This window comes from Proteus cibi, from assembly GCF_003144405.1.
Classification (GTDB): Bacteria; Pseudomonadota; Gammaproteobacteria; order Enterobacterales; family Enterobacteriaceae; genus Proteus; species Proteus cibi.
In genome coordinates, this window is the sequence record NZ_PENW01000011.1 from 73176 (window position 1) to 94475 (window position 21300).

Here is a 21300-nt window from a genome sequence, read left to right on the forward strand (position 1 = left end):
GATATTTTTAATTAGAAGATAATTTATATTTAAAAAATCATATATTGGTCATTTAAAATGATAAAAATAAAAAATTTTGTTATTAAAATTATAGTTAACTAACAATATTTAATATTGTGGTTATTTTAAATTTCCGTCAAAAATTAAAGGGAGAAAAACACATTTAAAAGGAAATTAAATATGAATACAACACAATCAACAAACTACAATATTATCGTGATGTCAGATCCTCAGCCTTGGAGGCTAGACTTAGATAATAATGATCCTAATGATGATCAATCTCGTTGGGAATCAACGATAAAAAAAGTAAGGGATAGCATTCAATTATTACACCGTGAGAAATCTTTTTCTTTTGGCATTATTAATGGTGATTTAACGGAATTTGGTCGCCGTTATCAACGTGAAAGTTTTCGCTCTTTTTTTGGTCCTTCCCCCTTAGGATTTATTACTTATGTTGGTCTTGGTAATCACGATTATCAAAATAACGTGGGTGATTGCTCAGAACCCAGTAATTCTGATTTAAGTATGAATGCTTGTGCGCGAGGCATGGTATTTGATATGCATTATCGTATTGAAGAATATCGTGGTTACTCAACTTCAGGTAATTTTAGATACGACAGTAGCGAATATTCAGGCAGTAAAGCGTATTCGTGGGAATATGGCGATATTCATTTTGTCCAATTACAAAATTATCCCACTTATCATGTCGTACTCGATCACTGGGCAGCATCAACCATTAATGTGACAAACTCTATTGATTGGTTAGAAAAAGATTTAGTCCAAGCACGAAATCGCAATAAAACCATTATTTTAAACTTTCATGATGGTAACCAACATTTTCCTGAAAACTCTTCACAAGACGAACTCTCATTATTTAAATATATGCTTGAGCACTATGGTGTGAAAGCGGTGTTCGTCGGCCATACGCATTATGTTGGGCAAGATAACCGTTATGGTGGTAGTGAAATATTTGGAGATGTTCCCGTTTATAACAGTGGCGCTTTATTTAAAGGGGATTACTTATCTGTTGGAATTAATGGCTCACAACTCTCTATTGCGGTTTATAACGGACTATCAGGACAACCTCAATTAATCGAACAATGGAACTGATTTAGACAAGGAGCTTTGTTATGCATTTAAACCCATTAAAAGTCGCCATTAGCCCTTCATCACTACCTGCAACACAGCCATTAACCTGTATCGACTACCAAGAACTCCAAGAGGGTATGTTGGATATGATTAACCGCAATAGTAATGTATTGCCAACTATTGTAGATAAATTTAATGAGCAAGATCCGCTAAATGCTCCCCTTATTGTGGGGCAAACCGTCATCGGACATGTTATTGGTTTAATTCCTGTTGTCGGTGGTGCATTATCAAAAATCACCTCAGCACTCTTTGGTCTGATGAATAAAAATATGAAAGATAGTTCGCTCGCTAATCAAATTATCGAACATGTCTCTCGTATTATTGACGCTAAAATCGCTGATAATAACGTTAAGATAATCAAACTCACCACAGAAGGAATCGCGGATGTTTATCAGCTATTTTCTGATTCACTGACTCGTTATCTTGATCCTGCAATGCGTTATTCAGCACAACAAAAACAAGATTTACGGGAACAAGTACTCAGCCGTTTTGATGATGTGATTACTACCATTGTTTCTCAACAACCCTTAGTATTAAATTTAGCGCAATCAGCAGGCTTACCTTTTTATTGTCATTGTTGCGCCCTTTTTGTTGCGGCACACTACGATATTCTCACCAATAAAGACAAACTCGAGTTAAGTGATAATTACTTTAAAAGTAATCTAAAAACATTAAGAGAAAGTATAGATAAATTTAATGGTGCTATTCACACTACAATTTATCAGCAAACCTCTGATGTATTTAAAGATGATTACAATAAAAGTAATACCTTTTTATCCGGTGTTTATACCTCAGGATTATCTTTTTATCAGGCTTGGATAAAAAAGAGTTTTGAAATCGAATTCAACACCCCTTTTTCTCATTGGAATAGCTTAGAGTTATATGGAAACGATTATAGCCATGATCCTAAAATCAGCTATTACAAAGCTTATTTTGATATAGGCAAAGATATATTACATCGAACATCAATGTTACAGAGTATCGAAACCTATTCCCATATTGATGCCGTTATTCGTATTAAACACAACTATTTAAGTATTGAAAAAGTAGCAGATAGTTTTCAATATGAAGGCTGTTATGGTGTAACGGGTGATGGTCGAGATGTATTAAAAACAGACACCTTTTTTACACCAGATAGCAGCAAAGCCTATTTATCGCCCTCTCAAATTTTACCTTCTGTACGTTATATTTCTGACACGCCTTGGGGCGCATTACACTATATGGTGCTAGATGATGTAAACAATAATAGCTTTACCATTGGTCAAGGCGGCAGAGAGAACAAATCTTATCTCAATATTCCTGGTTACTGTTTTAATGGCGTAAATCTTTATTTAAGCCGACATAATGGCAAGCAATGCCATGATGATTCTGGCGCTTGGCTAACCGAATCGGCCCCGATATTTCGTTTTTATGACGGTTATGCCTCCCTTACACTAGAAACAGAAAACCAGCGATTGATACCCCAAAAAAGCTATGAACTGGATTTAAATCATGGGCTTGATACGCAATTGAGTAAAGCCCAATTTGGTTATAGTGATATACTGGTAGGTAAAAATTGTATTTTGTTAAATCAAGAAGCCTATTTTTGCTTACCTTCTGAAGAAACGATTGGAAAAACAGATAATCCACAAAAAATGGAAGTGTTACTACAGTGCGCTATTGAAAGTGAACAATCACTTTCAATTTCAGTGCGAACAGGTAATGCCATAAATGGTGCATTAGTCGCTTCAAATACATTTTCGCTTGGTCTACATCAGGACAATATCGTTTATAAAATAACACCGCTACTTAATCATCCAGTAACAAATAACAAAGCCTATTTTCGTACTTATCAACTTGAATTAGACTATTTATTCACACAGGAAAACGAATCCAATCTTTATTTTTATTTGCACTTTTCTAAACCTAATACTGTATTAGCGGATATTACCATACTGGTTTAGCCATCAATTTTAATAAAAACATCTAAGTCTAAATCACGCTTAGGTGTTTTCGTTATCTCATTAATTTAATTGAAAATCTAATGAGATAATAAGGGGATTCAATACACTTTCAGGTTTAGGGCCGATAGGTTTTACGCGTTTAACCGCAGCAACAGCCGCATTATCAAGAGAAGAGATACCCGAAGTATTTTCTATCTCAACCTTTGAAACCGCACCTTCTGATGTTAGTGAAAAGCTCACCACCACCTGACCTTCATGCTGCATACGACGTGCTTGTGATGGATAACGTTTATGGCGTTCGATTTCTCTACGTAATGCGCTTATATAGTGATTATCAGACTCACCTTGCCCTATTCCTTTCTCACTTAATGCATGGCTTCTTCCTGCTAACGAACTTGCCGTATGCTGCGTTAAGCTTTCCGCCGATGCTTCGGATGCCGTTTTTGTTATTTGGCTTTCTAAATCAGTTTGTTTTATCGGCTCTACCTTTTCTTGTACTGCCTGTTTTTTTACTGATGTTATTGGTTTAGGTTTTATAGCTATAGGCTTTTCTTTGGGTTTTTCAGGTATTTTCTTGGGAGCATCAACAAATTCCCCTTTTTCGGCACTGGGTAACACAATCGGCGTTTCTTGAGGTACCGTTTCCACTAAAGGCTCCGGCACGACCGTCGATTGTTGGGGAGGTGAAAATACCACTTGGTAAACGGATAGTGTATTTTCTTGTTGCTGATGAATATGGTGTGCACTTTCTGTCATAGAAAGTGAACGCAACATCCAACTTAATATGGCGATATAAACTAACGATATACCCATTAACCAATAATAAATATTAAGCGGATGCCTGACAGAAAGTGCCAACATAAATAAAAGCTCCTTACTCTCTTTTAATTAAAATTGTGCAGTCACACCTAATCGGAACGTTCTTCCGGGTGCAGGCATACCTGATCGCGTTAATGGATCAATGTAATATTCGTTTAATAAATTACTGCCGGTTATTTCAAACGATAAATTAGGGCTATATTGATAATTAATATAGGCATCAACAGTAAAGACTTTTGCCCAACGCATCGGGTTATTATTTCTGCCATACATTTCTCTTGGTAACTTTTCTTTTAGCCATTTTTCATCTTTATTTTCCACTTCTGATGAATAGAGCCAACGACTGCCAATTTCTAATTTATTCTCTAGCCAACGAGTCCCTAAATGTAAATTAATCGAATATTTAGGCTGAATAGAAGTGCGTAAAAAACCACCTGGATATCCCCCCGTCATACATTCTTTAATACCTAAGAAACCAAAAGGATCATAGTGACTAAAGGCATTTTTATCGCATACCTTATTTTTATGGCTATAAACTAAAGCTGTATCCATAAAAATAAAACCGTTATCAAAACGTGCTTGAACTTCCAACCCTTCTAATTTTTGCTTTTCAAATTGCCTAATTTGCCAATTCGCATCTCTATCAAACACATTTTCAATATTGGTATAAAAATAATTTATTTTAACGTCAGCATGGCGCTCGATATTAAGCCAATCGGTCAAATCAAACACAACACCAAACTCTGTACTCTTCGCTCGTTCTGGTTTTAATTTAAAGCCGTAATAGCGGGCTTTAGAGCCTGATAACCCACTGGTGTCTTCAAATAAATTGGGTAAACGCAGTTGCTCGGAATAACGTCCATAAAAGCGCAATATCTCGTTAGCATACACCGTCGCAGATATGAGTGGTGAAAATGCCCCATGCTGATAACTGGGTTCTTGTGCGAAATTATCTTTATCATCAGAAAAATAAATAGGGATTGGATTTGTTACCCCCATTTCATATTTATTTACTAAATTGCCTGTAATTGGATCGGGTACTTTTTCATTGATATTAAGATAACCGTTTAAAAAAATATTATTGCTTTTAGTTAATTCGCCATTTTTATCATAAAGTAATGCGGTATACTCCGTGATCATAGGGCGCTTTTGGGGAGATTTTATGTTTAAATTTCCTTGTTCATCACGAAGAAAATCATCTTGTATCATATGAACTTGAGTTTTATTAACTTCATGATGATTAATAATCTTTTCTTTTATTTCAGGCGATAATTTTTCATATTCAGGATAAACAAATTTAGAGAGTAAAAACTCACGCACTTTTTTATCTATTTCTGGATGACGTCGATAATTTTTAAGCTCTTCAGGTAAGCTTTCTACATCCACCTGATGGTAAGCTCTATATAATAAATATTCCTCCGCAGTTAATGTTCGTCGATAAGGAAGAATAAAACCTCTTATTGAAGGGGATTTTTCATAACCTTTTACGTTATTCCGTCGCTTATTATTTAAAAAAGTATCTGTTAAATGATAATAATGGTATTTCCCCCCCGCAGTAATGGCTAACCAAGAAAGCGGTTTCCAATCTGTGGAAAGGGCTAAGTTGACTTCATGACGTTGCCCTGCTCGCCCTGAGGTAACAAAATCAAAACCTGTCGGTAATTCCAATTCATCACTATCTAATTTTTCAAATTGATAGTTACTAGAAAATGAAATAGAAAATTGGGGTGATAATTTAAATATCGAAGATAAATCAATACCATAACGGTTATTTTCTTGATAAAGAGAAGATGTATCAATAAAACGGATATCTGTCTTTAAATCCAAGTTAGATGAAAACATATCACTATAATCAATATTCTTGGGTACTCTTGGTTCACCTCCCCGAGTATTGGTATGTCCAGAGGTTACATTACCCCATAGCCGTAACAATAAATCGGTTTGTTTATCTTCTGGTTTATATTGATAAGTTAATATTCCCGCCTGTTGATTAATCGTTGCTAATGGCCATTGAGTCACTAAGTTTTTTTCGTAACGAGCCCACTCTAATCGTAATGGCATAATATCGCCAAACAATAAGTCTGTGTATCGGTAATTAATGGAAAAACGGTGTGCTGATTCAGGAAATAATGTCCCTTTAATTAAAAAAGAACGATTACGGCTGGATGTATTCGGTACTTCATTACCAGGGCGATAAATATGGGCAATAAATGGAACATAAGGTGTCAATCTTACTTTATAATCATTTGAATGAATGGATTTCATATTATCTGTTTCTAGATAGGCTTTTGTGTTTCTTTTTCCTGCTAAGTAATTTCCTTTTTCTCGTAATGCATAGGCAAATAATAAATTAAACTTTTCTTTTTCAAACCCAACACCTAGGCGAAATGAATGATCATGAAAACGCCAATCTTTATTTTTTTGCGGTGTTATTTCTAAAGCGGGATCACTGATTTTTGTTCCTTTATGATGAAATTGAGGATATTTTCGATAATCTTCTAGCATATTTAAATAAACTTCTTTATACCGTGTAGAGTTATTACTCATATCTCCTTTAAAATTAATCCCAAAAGAGTCACCCATAGGCACAATATCGCGAATATCTAGGGTTTTAATCGCAATACCGCCACCAATACCTGTTTTCATATCTGGGGTTAATGAAGGACCTTTTTCAATATAGATACTACTAATCAGATTAGAATCAATATAGTTACGATTAGAGGCACCACTATACCCACGATAAACGGTAATCGCTTGCTCGGTCCCATCCACAGTAATAGGAATTCGCCCTTGTCCTTGAATACCGCGAATATTAGGATCAAGTGCCCCACCATTACGCGCTTCACCACTATAAACCCCAATGGCGCTTTTTAATAAATCAGCCGGAGAAACACCTTGATAACGCTCTAATAGCGCTTTACCTAAATAAACATTAGAGACATCTTTCTCATAAACTTGTGAATAACCTTGTGTCTCTTTTTCTTTATTATCAGAAATCTGAATATGACCAAGATCGGTTTTATCTTCTTTGGCGTGCAGATAAAAGCAAGGAGAAAATAGCGATAGAGAAACGAAGATTGAAACAACTTTTCGCTTTTTAAAAAGCATGATATGCATTGTTTGACCTATTCAATTAATAAAGGAAGTAATTTATTTAATTAAAATTGTTTTTCTAATTTAAATAATACTTCATGTTGCTGATATTGATATAACCAATCCACATTGCTTAATCTTCGGGTATAACGTAACTCTATTGCGGGATAAAACCCTAAAATAAAGGGTGATTTATTTTTAATATTGGTTGTAAAAATAAAGCTATTGTCTTTTCTTCTCTTTTTTAATAAAGGATTATAGTTATTAAATTGTTTAAATTGATACTGTAAAAAAAGAGACATATGCCAATTTACTGACAATGGATAATAAACGCCATTTTTTATACCATACAGCTGATAATTTAATAAAGTGTTTTTTTTACGACCTAATTGATAATTTAATTGATTAACTAAATTCACTCTATTATTTAAATAATAGTTATGATTAGTGCTATAACTCAGTCGCTGAGTATTTAAATTCTTTAACGTTTCTTGATATTTCTTTATTTTATAATCCAAACTTAAATTAATAGTTTGCTTTTTATTAATCAAATAAGAAAATTGTGTTTCACTTCCCCAGGCTTGATATTCATATTGAGTTGGTGTTTTTTTTATTTCGTAATAAGGTGTGATTGACCATTGATATTGAGGTTTTTGGTAGCGATAGCCCAGTTGGGTATATAACGCAAGAAAATTAGCACTACGGTAAGAGTGATAATCGATATATCGTGCATAAGTATAAGAAGAAAAAGTATGGTGAGAATAAAGAATAAAAGGCTGATAAAAAGAAAAATAATGAGCAAGTCCTGTTGATATAATGGGTTTAGCACCTCTTAGCGTCATTTTTCTTTGAGTAGATTGAGAGACAATTTTTTCAGCTAAATCAGGTGCGTGATTAATATTATCATCATAAAAGAAACTAAGTTGATAGAAACGTTGGCCTTGAAAATAAGAGGCTAATTTAGCTCTATAAAACGCAATAGATTGGATAATATCTTTAGGTAAATCAACCACATTGCTCAATTGATTAAGTTGTCGTTGTGCTTTTTTATATTCTCGTAAATGAAAATAAAGCTGAATTAACCCTGTTTGCGCTGGGATAAAATCGACTTTTTGTTTAAGTTGCTGCTGATAATAAAATTCGGCGTTTAAAAAATCGCCTTTTATTTGAGCTAAAAGCGCTTTAGCGTAATCAATTAATAGTGTTTCATGTAAAGGTAATTGTTGATAGTTCAGTAATAGTTCTTCAGCCTTTTTCCACTGCTGTTGCTGTAAAGCGCGATAAAGTTGTTGCCCTATTTGTGCAACTTGGTGTTGAGGTGAAAAATAGGAGAATAAAATCGCATTATTTTCGTTGGCGTTTATTTTTAATGGAACAAGTAACACACTAATGATAATAAATAATTTTATTCGTTTTTGATAATAACGCATGGTATATCCTTATAATAAAAATCGACCTATTCCTTAAGGTCGGTTTATTTTTGATAAAAAAAAACAGATAACCCTATACCTGATTATCTGTTGCTAACATTTAGCTTAATGACCACTAATACCACTTTTAAAGAATTAACCGATTGTATTACCAAACAAATTTATAATATTATTTTTGAAAAAATTAAGAAGCATCCGTGCTTGCTATTATTTCTTCACTTTCACTACTCTCTTTCGTACCACCAAAACCGATATCTTTTGTGTGATCCGAACTAAATACCACAATACCCGCTAACGCTTCGGCACTTTCGCCAAAAAAGGCACCTTCAACAATCCCCGATGTTGTACCTTCTTTTGCATCTGCAGAAAACGTCACTTGGTTATTGGCGGTATAAAGATTTCCACCTTCTAACTCAACCGTACGTTGACTATTCGTCAATGAACCTTCAATTTTCTTTTGTGAAAAATCAACATCAAACGTACCTGAAAGTAGATTACTACCGCTGTATTGGCTAATACCGGTTACCGTATAAGTCGCGCTATCTGTTGGTAATGTGGTTGTCACATCTTTACCCACATAATAGGTTTGGTGTGTTGCATCCGTTGCTGATGTTGTTTTTGCCCAGTCACCAAAATAGACATTGGCATCCGTAATTTTAGCGAAGTGAAAAATCCCCATATCTCTATGAGTATTATTAGGTTGAATAGTATGAATACCATTACTATCAGCAACACCTCTCGCTAAAGAAGCAAAACCAATTTTTTTCCCACCTCCTATGTTACTAATACCCACACCAGGTTCGCCAGCCACTGTTTTATGAGGACCATATTGTATTTCATCAGTCGGACCTACACTCATGGTAGTTAATGACCCGCTTTGATTAGAATGAATTTCAGCTTGTACAGCATGAGTCCCCATTAATATAAATAATGCGCAGACTAATTTATTACGTTTTTTCATAATAACTTCCATATTATTAGTTTAAGGGTGTGGCTACTTATTATAAATAACAAGTAGCCACTTACAGAGATATTAATATTTTATCTTTACAGCTTCACTTACGAATATAAAGCTTGCTGTTTCTGGCGTAGGTAATATTAAATAAATCTCTTTCCTTGTAAATAACACATTTTAATTACAGAGATTTTAATTAACCTTATTTATATTATGAGAATTAAATTAATTAAATGATTTAACTTAATTTTTTATTTAAACACATAAAAATCCAATAAATATTTTATGTTTATTTTTGTGAGCAAACTCGCAATTATTTATCTTTATTTCTTTTAAAACTAATTGATATATATTAGATGTTTCAACTTATTATAAGTTATATATCTTTAATGTAATCATGGCTAAAATTAAAAAAGCTTTTTATTTATTATATTTTATTTATTTCCTCAGAAATTATTTTTATAAAAATATCACGATCTTTATTCTGAATATTATTATTCCAAATAACACCTATTTCCCATTGTGTATACAAACCAGACAGTGGCAATAGAGTGACTTTTTGCTTGTCACAAATAAGTTCTGCATTTTTAGGCACTAATGCCATTCCTAATCCAGCAGCAACTAGCGCTAACTGCGTTTGAATATCTTGCGATTGCTGTAATACACGAGGTTTGATTTGATGATGTTTTAAAAAATCATAGATTTGTTGATGCAATTTTTTCCCTTTTTCAGGCACCAACTGAATCAACCCAAGTGTATTAAAGTAGTGTAATGGATCATCATCCGCTTCTAACACCATAATAGTTTGTGTGGGGATGGCTAACATCAGCCGCTCTTTGACTAATGAAATACCTTTTAGTGGCTCTGTAACCGGTAAACGTGAAAACGCGAGATCAAGCTCACCTAGAAGTAATTTATCTTCCATAGTGTTAGAGGGCATATCATCGATATGAACGGTAATATCAGGATGAGCCCGATTAAACTTTGCCAATAATGGTGTAATAAAATGTAATGAGGACAAACCAAACCCCGCATAAAGTGTTATTTTTTGGGGTTCACTTAATTGACGTGCTTGTTTTTCTAGAACACGAGCTTCTCTTAAAACTGATTGAGATTGACTCAGTAAATACTGTCCTTCAGGCGTTAATTTTGCACCATGACGCCCGCGCTGAAAAAGAGTGATGCCTAACTGAAATTCCAGTGTTTTTATCTGTTTAGTGAGTGCTGGTTGGCTAATACAAAGCCTTGATGACGCTTCACCATAATGTTCTGTTTCAGCTAAAACAACAAAAGCATTCAATAAACGGGTATCCATGATTAATCATTAATCCTATCTTATTTTTCCTTTTATAATTCTAACATAGAATAAATAAATAAAATTAATAACCAATATCAATATATTGATAAGCAAAGAAAATAGATTAAATTGAGATTATTCTTTAGTTAATACAAAAACAGCCCATAAAATAAAAGCTGTTTTTTTATTGAATTACTCTTTACCAAATCGAACCAATATAGGATTTTGTTCATTCCCTAACTTTGTCGTTAATATCGAATAAAGTTCTGGTCTGCGCCCCGTTAACCAGCGTCTTCCTGTTGAGTTTTCTAATAATGAAAGGTCAAGATCCGCAATCACCATATCATCATTAATCGCTTTACTCTCTTTTACTACACGCCCATAAGGGTCAATGATCATTGCATTCCCTGTACGGATCTCTTCTTCATCACGACCTACCCCATTGCTAAATAAGACAAACATGCCGTTATCATGAGCTCTTGCAGGTAACCAACGCATTAACCAACCTTTTCCATGCTCACCTTGAAATGCCTCTTGTAATGATTGTGGATCTTGATGTCGATTTTCCCAAAGCGTCATGGGAATAGGCTTCATACTCTGTGGGCTACGTGAATTTGTTCCCCCCGTTTGATGAGGAGCAAGTAAAATATCCGCACCTAATAATGCATTAGCGCGCGCATTTTCTACCAAGTTATTATCCCAGCAAATTAATACTCCCATTTTAACGCCCCAAGGCGTTGCAAATACAGTGTATTGCTCACCACTTTTGATGATCGGGTGTTCGAAGGCGTGTAATTTACGATGCTTATGCAAAGAGCCATCAGGCATACAAACAACCCATGTATTATAGAGAGTATCGTCTGCAGCTCGCTCAATCAGCCCGACACCTATCGCCATTTGATGCGCTATCGCTTTTTGTTTTATTAACGCTAAAGATCCACTGTCACCACAGTTAGAGACGCGTTCACTTAATGCATAGATTGCATGTTCTGGTAATTTAGGAACGTGCCAATATCCTGTAATGCACATTTCAGGAAACACTAATACATTTACTTTTTCACTGATTGCATTATCTATAAACTGATGAATTTTTGCTAAATTATAGGCTTTGTCGTTTGCTTTATGCTGAAACTGCACTGTAGCAACGCGTAATATTTTAGAGGTGTTCATACGTTTTTACCTGTTAGACCTTATTTCTTTTTCAATATAAAAACGTATTTATTGTTTAAAAGATAATCACTTATTCTCTACTTTCGATAACTTTTTGGAATGAAATAAAATAACAGCAAGAAATAACAGGGTTCTATACCTCTGTTTCACGGAATAAATACCTTATTTTTTGGCATCATAATGGCAATAAAGGAGTATTTATGTTTGCTAAGTCCCTATTTATAATTCTTTCATTATTAGGATTATCGGTTTCCTGTTTGGCAGGAGATGGCTTAGTGGATAGAACATGGACACCCCCAGGATTAGAGACACAAAGTTATCGACAAGCATTAAGGCAACCGACCGCAACCTCTCGATATACTCTGTTTAATATCACACCAGATATGCCTGTTCCGGGTGGTGAAAGCCATTCTGATCCTCAAGGTATTCGTTATATTGCAATGAAGTATGGCCCTTATGGTCAGCCTGAACATTATAAAACCTACCAAATTATGTTTTCTCACTATTCAAATAGTAGTACGAAAAAAATTCGCTATTTAGGTGAGTTATATACTGTTGTGGGTGATATCTATTTAATTGATCCTTTTGCAACCGCCAATGAATGGCAACGTGGTCGTAGCCAAATTGTTGAAGAGTACTACGAGATATTAGATGCTCATGGAAATAGAACAGGCAAAGGATTACGTTTTAATAATTGGGATAAACCAATTCATATAACTAAATGGTTATCAAATTAATATACTCTTAATCAATATTCTATTTTGTTAATTCTCTCTTAATGTCGTCATTTTTTCTTTTATTAAAATAGGTACTATGAATATTAACTCCCATTAATACTTTCTAGGTTTATATAAATAAAAAATATAAGAATATCAATAACGGACATTATTCTCTTAATTTCTATTTAATTATTTCTCTCCATAGAAGTTTAATTCAAAGAAAAATGCGTTTTTATTTTACTTATCTATTTCAAATAATCATTAGCTTATGAAAATCATAGAATATTATTTCAAACAGTTTAGAACTATCGCATTACCTGATCATGTATATTTAAAAAATAAGTTTATTCGTAACTTAGGTTATCAACCAAACTTTAAAATACCCACATCACTTAATGAAAAAATCAATGCGCGTATGCTATTCGATAGAAATCCAATTTATACGCGCTTAGCAGATAAAATCAAAGTAAGAGACTATGTGATAGAAAAGATTGGTCCACACTATCTAGTTCCGATCATTAATACCTATTCTCATCCTGATGAAATCGATATCACTCAACTTCCTGCACGCTTTGTACTTAAATGTAATCACGATAGTGGTAGTACCATTATATGCCTTGATAAAGCGACTTTTGATTTTGAAAAAGCAAAGAAAAAACTTCAATTTCATTTAAAACGTAATCTCTATCCCGTCACTCGTGAATGGCATTATAAAAATATCAAAGCTCAAATCCTCTGTGAAGAATATATTGATTTATTTGATACAAAAAATCCAATGATACCAACAACTTGTCGTCTTCACTGTTTTAATGGTCAGCCTCATTATGCTGAAATTGATATTTCTGATACCAAAGGGAATGAGTATATCAATGTATATGATACAAATTGGCAGTTACAACCTATCACCTTAGAAGATCCCAACACACCTGAATGCGTTGAAAAACCCACTCAATTTGAAAATATGTTGCAATTAGCCGCTAAAATGGCAAATGGCTTTAATTATTGCCGAGTTGATTTTTTAATGTCTGAAAATAGACTCATCTTTAGCGAAATGACCTTTACCCCAAACGCAGGGCGTATTCCCATCAAACCTAAAGAGTGGGATTACAAATTAGGAGCATTGTGGTCATAATCCGCTTGCTACGTTTACTAATAAGTTAATTAACTATGAAGAATATCGTCATTGCTAGTTTTCAGTCTCGTACTGATTTACTCGAAAAAGCAGAAAAGATGATCGCTGATCATTGGCCCGATTTTATGATGGGAACCTCTGTTAATGAAAACTATTGGGATCGCTTATACACATCGCCTTTTTCTCATTATCAATTTCTCGCCGTATTAAAAGAAAATGATCAAGAAGAAGTCGTTGGTGTAATAAACGCTGTTGCTTTACCTTGGCAACATAACAGTTTTGACGCACTACCTGATAATGGCTGGGATTGTGTATTTGAATTAGGTATGCAAGCAGATGAAAAACAGCTCCCATGCCAACTTATTTCTGCCTTGTCAGTCACCGTTGATAGTCGCTATCGTGGTCAAGGTATTCCTCAACGTTTAATTAACGCCCTAAAAACTTACGCTAAAGATCAAGGTTATCTTGGTGTTGTCGTTCCTGTTCGACCAACATTAAAACACCTTTATCCTCTGCACTCTTTTGAAGAGTATTGTCAGTGGAAAAATGATAACAATGAACCTTTCGATCCTTGGATACGTACACATTGGCGTTTAGGTGCAACGATGATCAAAATAGCCCCACAATCTATGAAAATCGAAGCCCCGAAAGAAACATGGGAGCAATGGACTTCATTACGATTTCCAATGAGTGGTGATTATGCCATTCCTATGGGGCTTGCACCGGTGAGTATTGATATTCAACACCAATCTGGAACTTATCTTGAACCCAACCTTTGGATGTTCCACGATATTAATTAGTCTGTCAGTCGTTGTGGATGAGTAAACACCGTTGCTCTTCCGCGACGACAAAAACCCACCAGCGTCACATTATATTTATTAGCGACGTCAACCGCTAAAGAGGTTGCCGCAGAAACAGCAAATAATATTTCTGCACCACACATCGCGGCTTTTTGTACCATTTCATAACTGGCACGACTAGAGACTAATACGGCACCTTCATTCCACTTTTCTTGTGCTTTCATACCTAAAAGCTTATCAAGCGCAACATGACGACCAACGTCTTCACATCCCCCTTGCATTTCACCTTCTGGCGACAACCAAACAGCAGCATGTGTACACCCTGTTAGCTCACCGATTTCTTGAACCGTGGTCATCTGCTCTAACGCTTTATCAAGATTTGAAAGTGAAAAAGTTTGTGTAAAAGGTAACGGTGTTATAGGTCGAAAAATCTCTTCGAGTTGTTCAGTTCCACAAATACCACAGCCAGTACGCCCCGTCATATTACGGCGGCGTTCTTTTAATCCCATAAAACGACGGCTTGATAATTCAACTTGAACTTCAATGCCTCCGTTACAACTTTCCACAATTTCGATACTGCGTATTTCATTAGAAGACTCTATAATGCCTTCGGATAAAGAAAATCCGACAGCAAACAACTCTAAATTTTTAGGGCTTGCCATCATAACAACATGAGAAATTCCGTTGTACACTAATGCAACAGGAACTTCGAGTGCAATATAATCGTCTTCTTGTCTGTTAAGGGATCCTTTGTGTTGCACAATTGTTTGATCTACGCCAATGATTACACGTTTAGTTAACAATTTTGTCGATTTTGTTTCATCCATAAGATGAATTCCTAAATTTATTAATACATAATAACAATACGGGTAAAACGATTTTACACTACCTATCAGGCAATGAACCTGATCCTATTAAGGATAATAGGAATAAAAAAACAATCAGCTCCATTTTCGTGAAGAAAATCAGAGTCAGTAAAAGCAATGTATGATGAGGAGAGACCCCATGCAGGTCAGCAGAAGACAGTTCTTTAAGATCTGTGCTGGCGGTATGGCAGGTACTACAGCGGCGGCGCTCGGTTTTGCACCAGCAGTTGCGCTAGCTGGCTCACGTCAGTATAAATTACTGAGAGCCCGCGAAACCCGCAATACCTGTACGTACTGTTCTGTCGGTTGTGGACTATTAATGTATAGTCTGGGCGATGGCGCGAAAAACGCAAAAGAAACAATATTCCATATTGAAGGTGACTCAGACCATCCAGTAAACCGCGGTGCATTATGCCCTAAAGGTGCTGGTCTTGTGGATTTCATCCACAGTGAAGGTCGCTTAAAACACCCAGAATACCGTGCACCCGGCTCGGATAAATGGGTAAAACTCTCATGGGAAGAAACGTTTGATCGTATTGCGCGCTTAATCAAAAAAGACCGCGATGCCAACTTCCAGAAATTCAATAAAGAAGGTGTAGAAGTCAACCGTTGGTTAACAACAGGTATGCTTTGCGCCTCTGCAGCAAGCAATGAAACTGGGTTTTTAACTCAGAAATTCTCAAGAGCTCTTGGGATGCTGGCTGTCGATAACCAAGCGCGTGTCTGACACGGACCAACGGTAGCAAGTCTTGCTCCAACATTTGGTCGCGGTGCGATGACCAACCACTGGGTTGATATGAAAAATGCCAACCTTATCGTCGTTATGGGCGGTAATGCGGCAGAAGCACATCCTGTGGGATTCCGCTGGGCGATGGAAGCTAAAATCCATAATAACGCCAAGCTCATTGTTATTGATCCTCGCTTCACCCGTACTGCGGCTGTTGCGGATTTCTATACGCCTATCCGTTCTGGTACTGATATTACGTTCTTATCGGGCGTTATCTTATATCTGCTCGAAAATAAGAAATATCAAAAAGAATACGTTGAGGCTTATACCAATGCGAGTTTGATTGTCCGTGAAGACTATCATTTTGATGATGGTTTATTCAGCGGATATGATGCAGAAAAACGTAAATACGATAAAACCACTTGGAACTACGAGATGGATGAAAATGGTTTCGCAAAACGCGACACCACATTACAGCATCCTCGTTGTGTCTGGAATCTGTTAAAACAACACGTTAGCCGTTACACGCCTGATGTGGTTACTCAGATTTGTGGTACACCAAAAGATGATTTCTTAAAAGTCTGTGAATATATTGCTGAAACAGCAGCGAAAGATAAAACCGCCTCTTTCCTGTATGCATTAGGCTGGACTCAACATACCGTTGGTGCTCAAAACATTCGTACCATGGCAATGATCCAATTACTGTTAGGTAATATGGGTATGGCTGGTGGTGGTGTTAACGCACTACGTGGTCACTCCAATATTCAAGGCTTAACTGACCTCGGTCTACTCTCTCAAAGCTTACCAGGCTATATGACGCTGCCTTCTGAAAAGCAGACTTCATTAGAAACCTACTTAGCCGCGAATACGCCAAAAGCGACAGTACCGGGACAAGTTAACTACTGGGGCAATTATCCTAAATTCTTCGTCAGTATGATGAAGACATTCTATGGTGATAATGCTCAACGTGATAATGATTGGGGCTTCTCACTGTTACCTAAGTGGGACAAACCTTACGACGTTCTACAATACTTCGACATGATGGATAAAGGTGAAGTCAACGGCTATATCTGCCAAGGCTTTAACCCAGTTGCCTCATTCCCGAATAAGAACAAAGTTATTCGTTCATTATCAAAACTGAAATTCCTTATCACAATGGATCCGCTAAACACTGAAACTTCATGTTTCTGGCAGAACCACGGTGAAGAGAACGACGTTAAAACAGCCGATATCCAGACAGAAGTTTTCCGTCTGCCAACAACCTGTTTCGCAGAAGAAGACGGTTCTATCGTTAACTCTGGTCGCTGGTTACAGTGGCACTGGAAAGGGGGTGATGCCCCAGGTATTGCTATCCCTGATGCTGAAATTTTATCTGGTATTTTCCATCGTTTACGCCAACTCTACAAAGAAGAAGGCGGTGCGATGCCAGAGCAGGTGTTGAATATGACTTGGGATTATTTTGATCCTGATAATCCAACATCCGCAGAAGTTGCACAAGAAAGTAATGGTAGAGCATTAGTCGACTTAAAAGACGCTGATGGCAATATCATTCTGAAAAAAGGTCAACTGCTTAGCTCGTTTGCTCAATTACGTGATGATGGTACAACGGCGAGTGGCTGTTGGATCTTCGCAGGTAGCTGGACAGAGAAAGGCAACCAAATGGCTAACCGTGATAACTCCGATCCATCAGGATTAGGTAATACATTAGGTTGGGCATGGGCATGGCCTCTTAACCGTCGCATTATTTATAACCGCGCATCGGCAGACCCACAAGGTCAACCATGGGATCCTAAACGTAAATTAATCGAATGGGATGGCAGCAAATGGACGGGTATTGATGTACCTGACTATAGCAACGCTGCACCGGGTTCTGATGTCGGTCCATTTATTATGCAGCCGGAAGGTATGGGACGTCTGTTTGCTATCGATAAGATGGCGGAAGGTCCATTCCCTGAACACTATGAACCAATTGAAACACCATTGGGGACTAACCCACTGCATCCAAATGTGGTTTCAAACCCAGCCGCGCGTATCTTTAAAGATGACTGGAAAGATATGGGTAAAGCAGAAGATTTCCCATATGTCGGTACAACTTATCGTCTGACAGAACATTTCCACTTCTGGACTAAACACGCGCGCTTAAATGCGATTATTCAGCCACAACAATTTATTGAAATTGGTGAGCGTTTAGCCGCAGAAAAAGGCATTGTTCAAGGCGATACCGTTAAAGTCAGCTCAAAACGTGGTTATATCAAAGCGAAAGCGGTGGTCACTAAACGTATTAAAACCCTTGATGTTGATGGGCGCAAAGTGGATACCATTGGTATTCCTATTCACTGGGGCTTTGAAGGTGTTGCAGTGAAAGGCTTTATTGCGAATACGTTAACGCCATTCGTTGGTGATGCGAATACACAAACGCCTGAGTTTAAAGCGTTCCTTGTTAATGTGGAAAAGGTGTAAGGAGATAAATTATGTCACTGCAATCCCAAGACATTATTCGTCGCTCTGCTACCAATTCCCTCACTCCCGCGCCTCAGGTGCGGGATTACAAGGAAGAAGTGGCAAAACTTATCGACGTAACAACCTGTATCGGCTGTAAAGCCTGTCAGGTTGCTTGTTCTGAATGGAACGATATTCGCGATAAAATTGGCACTAACGTCGGTGTTTACGATAACCCAACTGACCTAACAGCAAAATCATGGACAGTGATGCGTTTCTCTGAAGTTGAAGAGAACGGCAAACTGGAATGGTTAATTCGTAAAGATGGTTGTATGCACTGTGCTGATCCTGGCTGTTTAAAAGCCTGTCCAGCAGAAGGCGCCATCATTCAATACGCTAATGGTATTGTTGATTTCCAATCAGAACACTGTATTGGTTGTGGTTATTGTATTGCAGGTTGTCCTTTTAATGTGCCTCGCATTAATGAAGAAGATAACCGTGCTTACAAATGTACGTTATGTGTTGATCGTGTAGAAGTCGGTCAAGAGCCTGCATGTGTGAAAACTTGCCCAACAGGTGCGATTCATTTTGGTTCAAAAGAAGCGATGATCAATCTTGCTGGTGAGCGTGTTGCTGAACTGCAAACTCGTGGCTATGACAACGCGGGTCTTTACGATCCACAAGGTGTGGGTGGTACACACGTAATGTATGTTCTCCATCATGCTGACAAACCAAATCTGTACCACGGTTTACCAGAAAATCCAGAAATTAGCTCTACCGTTAAATTCTGGAAAGGTATCTGGAAACCATTGGCTGCTGTTGGTTTTGCCGCAACCTTCGCGGGCGCTATTTTCCACTATTTAGGTGTCGGTCCAAACCGTACAACTGAAGAAGATGAAGAAGAAGCACTCAAAGAGATGGAAGCATCTTCTAAAACACAGACCTCTGTGAATAAGGAGGAGCAGAAATGATGAAGAAGAAAGGTGATAAAATTCTTCGCCATACCGCATCAGAGCGTATAAACCACTGGGTTGTTGTGATTGTCTTTCTGTTCACAGCAATCAGCGGATTGGGTTTCTTCTTCCCATCTCTGAACTGGTTCATGAATATTTTAGGAACACCAGAATTGTCGCGTCTGTTACACCCATTTGTGGGTAGTGCTATGGCAATTCTCTTTATCTTTATGTTCTTCAGATACTTGAAGTATAACTTTATCGATAAAGATGACTTAGTCTGGGCTAAAAACATTCATAAAGTGCTACAAAATGAAGAAGCTGGCGATATCGGTCACTACAATTTAGGTCAGAAAGGCATTTACTGGATGTTAAGTATCAGCCTTATCTTACTTACTGTCAGTGGCATTATTATTTGGCGTCCTTATTTCGCTGAGTATTTCTCGATCCCAGTTATTAGAATTGCCTTATTAGTTCACTCATTATCAGCAATCTTACTGATAATCACCGTATTTGTTCACGCTTATGCGGCATTCTGGGTAAAAGGTTCAATTCGTAGCATGATTGAAGGCTGGGTAACTCGTGGTTGGGCTAAAAAGCACCATCCTCGTTGGTATCGTGAAATTCTCGAAGAAGAGAAAAAAGAAGCCGAAAAGCAGTCACAGAAATAATGGTCTAAAGTGTATTTCTGAACAAACGGAGGCTTGATTAGCCTCCGTTTTTTATTCAATTTACGCCCGCTTTTAAGGCGCAAAAGAACAATAACACACTATTATTACCCACTGTCATGGCTTCATGTTTGCTTTTGATTTATTCTGAAGCCAAACCCTGTGGGTAGTCACTATAAAACTTATGATAATAGGAAGATAGAACGTTATGAGTATTCGCATCGTTCCTAAAGAGCAACTAGGTAAAGAACAATCAGAAAAAGGGATTAGTTTTATTCCACCCGTATTATTCCCTAATTTGAAAAACCTTTATCAACGTCGTGCAGAACGTTTTCAAACACTAGCAAAAGATAATCCTTTCGCAGACTACCTTGAATTTGCAGCAGAAATTGTCAAGGCTCAAGAAAAAGCACTGCATGACAATCCACTCAGCCTTGATCTTGCCCCACTTCTGACACAGCAAGCCGGTGTAGCACCTTTAGATAGAAAAACATTCAAACGCAGTAAACATTGGCATGCTTTATTAGCCTCAATTATTGCTGAATTACGCCCAGTTGTGCCTGAAAGCGCCACTATTACTTTAGAAAATCTCGCTAAAGCGTCTGAAACTGAATTAGAAGAGATGGCAACGGCACTACTCAATGATGAATATTCAAAAGTTTCAGCAGATAAATCTGTCTTTATTTGGGCAGCATTGTCTCTTTACTGGGCACAATTAGCGGCGAATATTCCAGGTAAAGCTAAAACAGAATACGGTGAAAATCGTCAATTCTGCCCAGTTTGTAACAGTATGCCTGTGGCAAGCATGGTACAAATCGGCACAACACAAGGTTTACGCTATTTACACTGTAATTTATGTGAAACACAGTGGCATGTTGTACGCATTAAATGCACCAACTGTGAATTAACCGGTAAATTAAATTACTGGTCTTTAGACAGCGAAAATGCCCCAGTAAAAGCAGAAAGCTGTGGTGATTGTGGAAGCTATCTGAAAATTTTATATCAAGAAAAAGATGCCAATGTGGATGCTGTTGCTGACGATTTAGCGTCTATTGTTCTTGATGCAAAAATGGAAGAAGAAGGCTTTGCTCGTAGTAGCATTAATCCATTCCTGTTCCCAAATGAATAACAATTAGGTAT

16 protein-coding genes are annotated in these 21300 nt (G+C 36.9%); 9 read left to right on the forward strand and 7 right to left on the reverse strand.

Features of this window, described 5'->3' with window-relative positions; genetic code table 11:
- Positions 1-180 precede the first annotated feature (180 nt).
- Complete coding sequence (locus DK865_RS07075) at positions 181-1110, forward strand: metallophosphoesterase (RefSeq protein WP_109391541.1); 930 nt, start codon at positions 181-183, stop codon at positions 1108-1110.
- Between the two features lie 20 nt (positions 1111-1130).
- Positions 1131-3092 (forward strand): hypothetical protein, encoded by a 1962-nt coding sequence (locus DK865_RS07080; RefSeq protein ID WP_194295183.1) that lies wholly within the window; start codon positions 1131-1133, stop codon positions 3090-3092.
- Between the two features lie 60 nt (positions 3093-3152).
- Here the strand turns inward: DK865_RS07080 and DK865_RS07085 are convergent, their stop codons facing one another.
- The 6 genes from DK865_RS07085 to DK865_RS07110 form a co-directional block, all read right to left on the reverse strand.
- Complete coding sequence (locus DK865_RS07085; protein WP_023583360.1) at positions 3153-3953, reverse strand: energy transducer TonB; 801 nt, start codon at positions 3951-3953, stop codon at positions 3153-3155.
- 27 nt (positions 3954-3980) lie between these two features.
- A complete protein-coding gene (locus tag DK865_RS07090) occupies positions 3981-7028 on the reverse strand; it encodes a TonB-dependent receptor domain-containing protein (RefSeq protein ID WP_109391542.1) in 3048 nt (1015 codons plus the stop codon).
- 41 nt (positions 7029-7069) lie between these two features.
- Positions 7070-8434 (reverse strand): surface lipoprotein assembly modifier, encoded by a 1365-nt coding sequence (locus DK865_RS07095; RefSeq protein ID WP_109391543.1) that lies wholly within the window; start codon positions 8432-8434, stop codon positions 7070-7072.
- Between the two features lie 184 nt (positions 8435-8618).
- Positions 8619-9395: a Slam-dependent surface lipoprotein gene (locus DK865_RS07100; RefSeq protein ID WP_109391544.1), complete on the reverse strand. Its 777-nt coding sequence runs from the start codon at positions 9393-9395 to the stop codon at positions 8619-8621.
- Between the two features lie 421 nt (positions 9396-9816).
- Positions 9817-10704, reverse strand: a complete 888-nt coding sequence (locus DK865_RS07105) for a LysR family transcriptional regulator (protein ID WP_023583356.1) — start codon at positions 10702-10704, stop codon at positions 9817-9819.
- 174 nt (positions 10705-10878) lie between these two features.
- Positions 10879-11856: a nitrilase family protein gene (locus DK865_RS07110; RefSeq protein ID WP_109391545.1), complete on the reverse strand. Its 978-nt coding sequence runs from the start codon at positions 11854-11856 to the stop codon at positions 10879-10881.
- Between the two features lie 200 nt (positions 11857-12056).
- On the opposite strand from DK865_RS07110, the gene umoA reads away from it, so the two are divergent.
- The 3 genes from umoA (at position 12057) to DK865_RS07125 (ending at position 14507) form a co-directional block, all read left to right on the forward strand.
- Entirely contained in the window at positions 12057-12593 is a 537-nt protein-coding gene (umoA, locus tag DK865_RS07115; RefSeq protein WP_109391546.1) for a UmoA family flagellar biogenesis regulator, read from the forward strand.
- Between the two features lie 250 nt (positions 12594-12843).
- Complete coding sequence (locus DK865_RS07120) at positions 12844-13707, forward strand: ATP-grasp fold amidoligase family protein (RefSeq protein WP_109391547.1); 864 nt, start codon at positions 12844-12846, stop codon at positions 13705-13707.
- Between the two features lie 35 nt (positions 13708-13742).
- Positions 13743-14507, forward strand: coding sequence for a GNAT family N-acetyltransferase (locus tag DK865_RS07125; RefSeq protein ID WP_109391548.1), 765 nt, complete (start codon positions 13743-13745; stop codon positions 14505-14507).
- On the opposite strand, the gene fdhD is transcribed toward DK865_RS07125, so the two are convergent.
- Entirely contained in the window at positions 14504-15334 is an 831-nt protein-coding gene (gene fdhD, locus DK865_RS07130) for a formate dehydrogenase accessory sulfurtransferase FdhD (protein WP_023583351.1), read from the reverse strand. The genes DK865_RS07125 and fdhD overlap by 4 nt on opposite strands.
- Positions 15335-15512: 178 nt before the next feature.
- Here fdhD and fdnG point away from each other — a divergent pair, with 178 nt between their 5' ends.
- From fdnG to fdhE, 4 genes are all read left to right on the forward strand, one after another.
- Positions 15513-18560, forward strand: coding sequence for a formate dehydrogenase-N subunit alpha (fdnG, locus tag DK865_RS07140; RefSeq protein WP_081705916.1), 3048 nt, complete (start codon positions 15513-15515; stop codon positions 18558-18560).
- An 11-nt stretch (positions 18561-18571) separates the two neighbouring features.
- Positions 18572-19510: a formate dehydrogenase subunit beta gene (fdxH, locus tag DK865_RS07145; RefSeq protein ID WP_023583348.1), complete on the forward strand. Its 939-nt coding sequence runs from the start codon at positions 18572-18574 to the stop codon at positions 19508-19510.
- Positions 19507-20163 carry a formate dehydrogenase cytochrome b556 subunit gene (fdoI, locus tag DK865_RS07150; RefSeq protein WP_023583347.1) on the forward strand — a complete coding sequence of 219 codons (657 nt, stop codon included), beginning with the start codon at positions 19507-19509 and terminating at the stop codon, positions 20161-20163. Before fdxH ends, fdoI begins: the two co-directional genes overlap by 4 nt.
- Positions 20164-20368: 205 nt before the next feature.
- Positions 20369-21289, forward strand: a complete 921-nt coding sequence (fdhE, locus tag DK865_RS07155; RefSeq protein ID WP_023583346.1) for a formate dehydrogenase accessory protein FdhE — start codon at positions 20369-20371, stop codon at positions 21287-21289.
- The last annotated feature ends 11 nt before the right edge of the window (positions 21290-21300 follow it).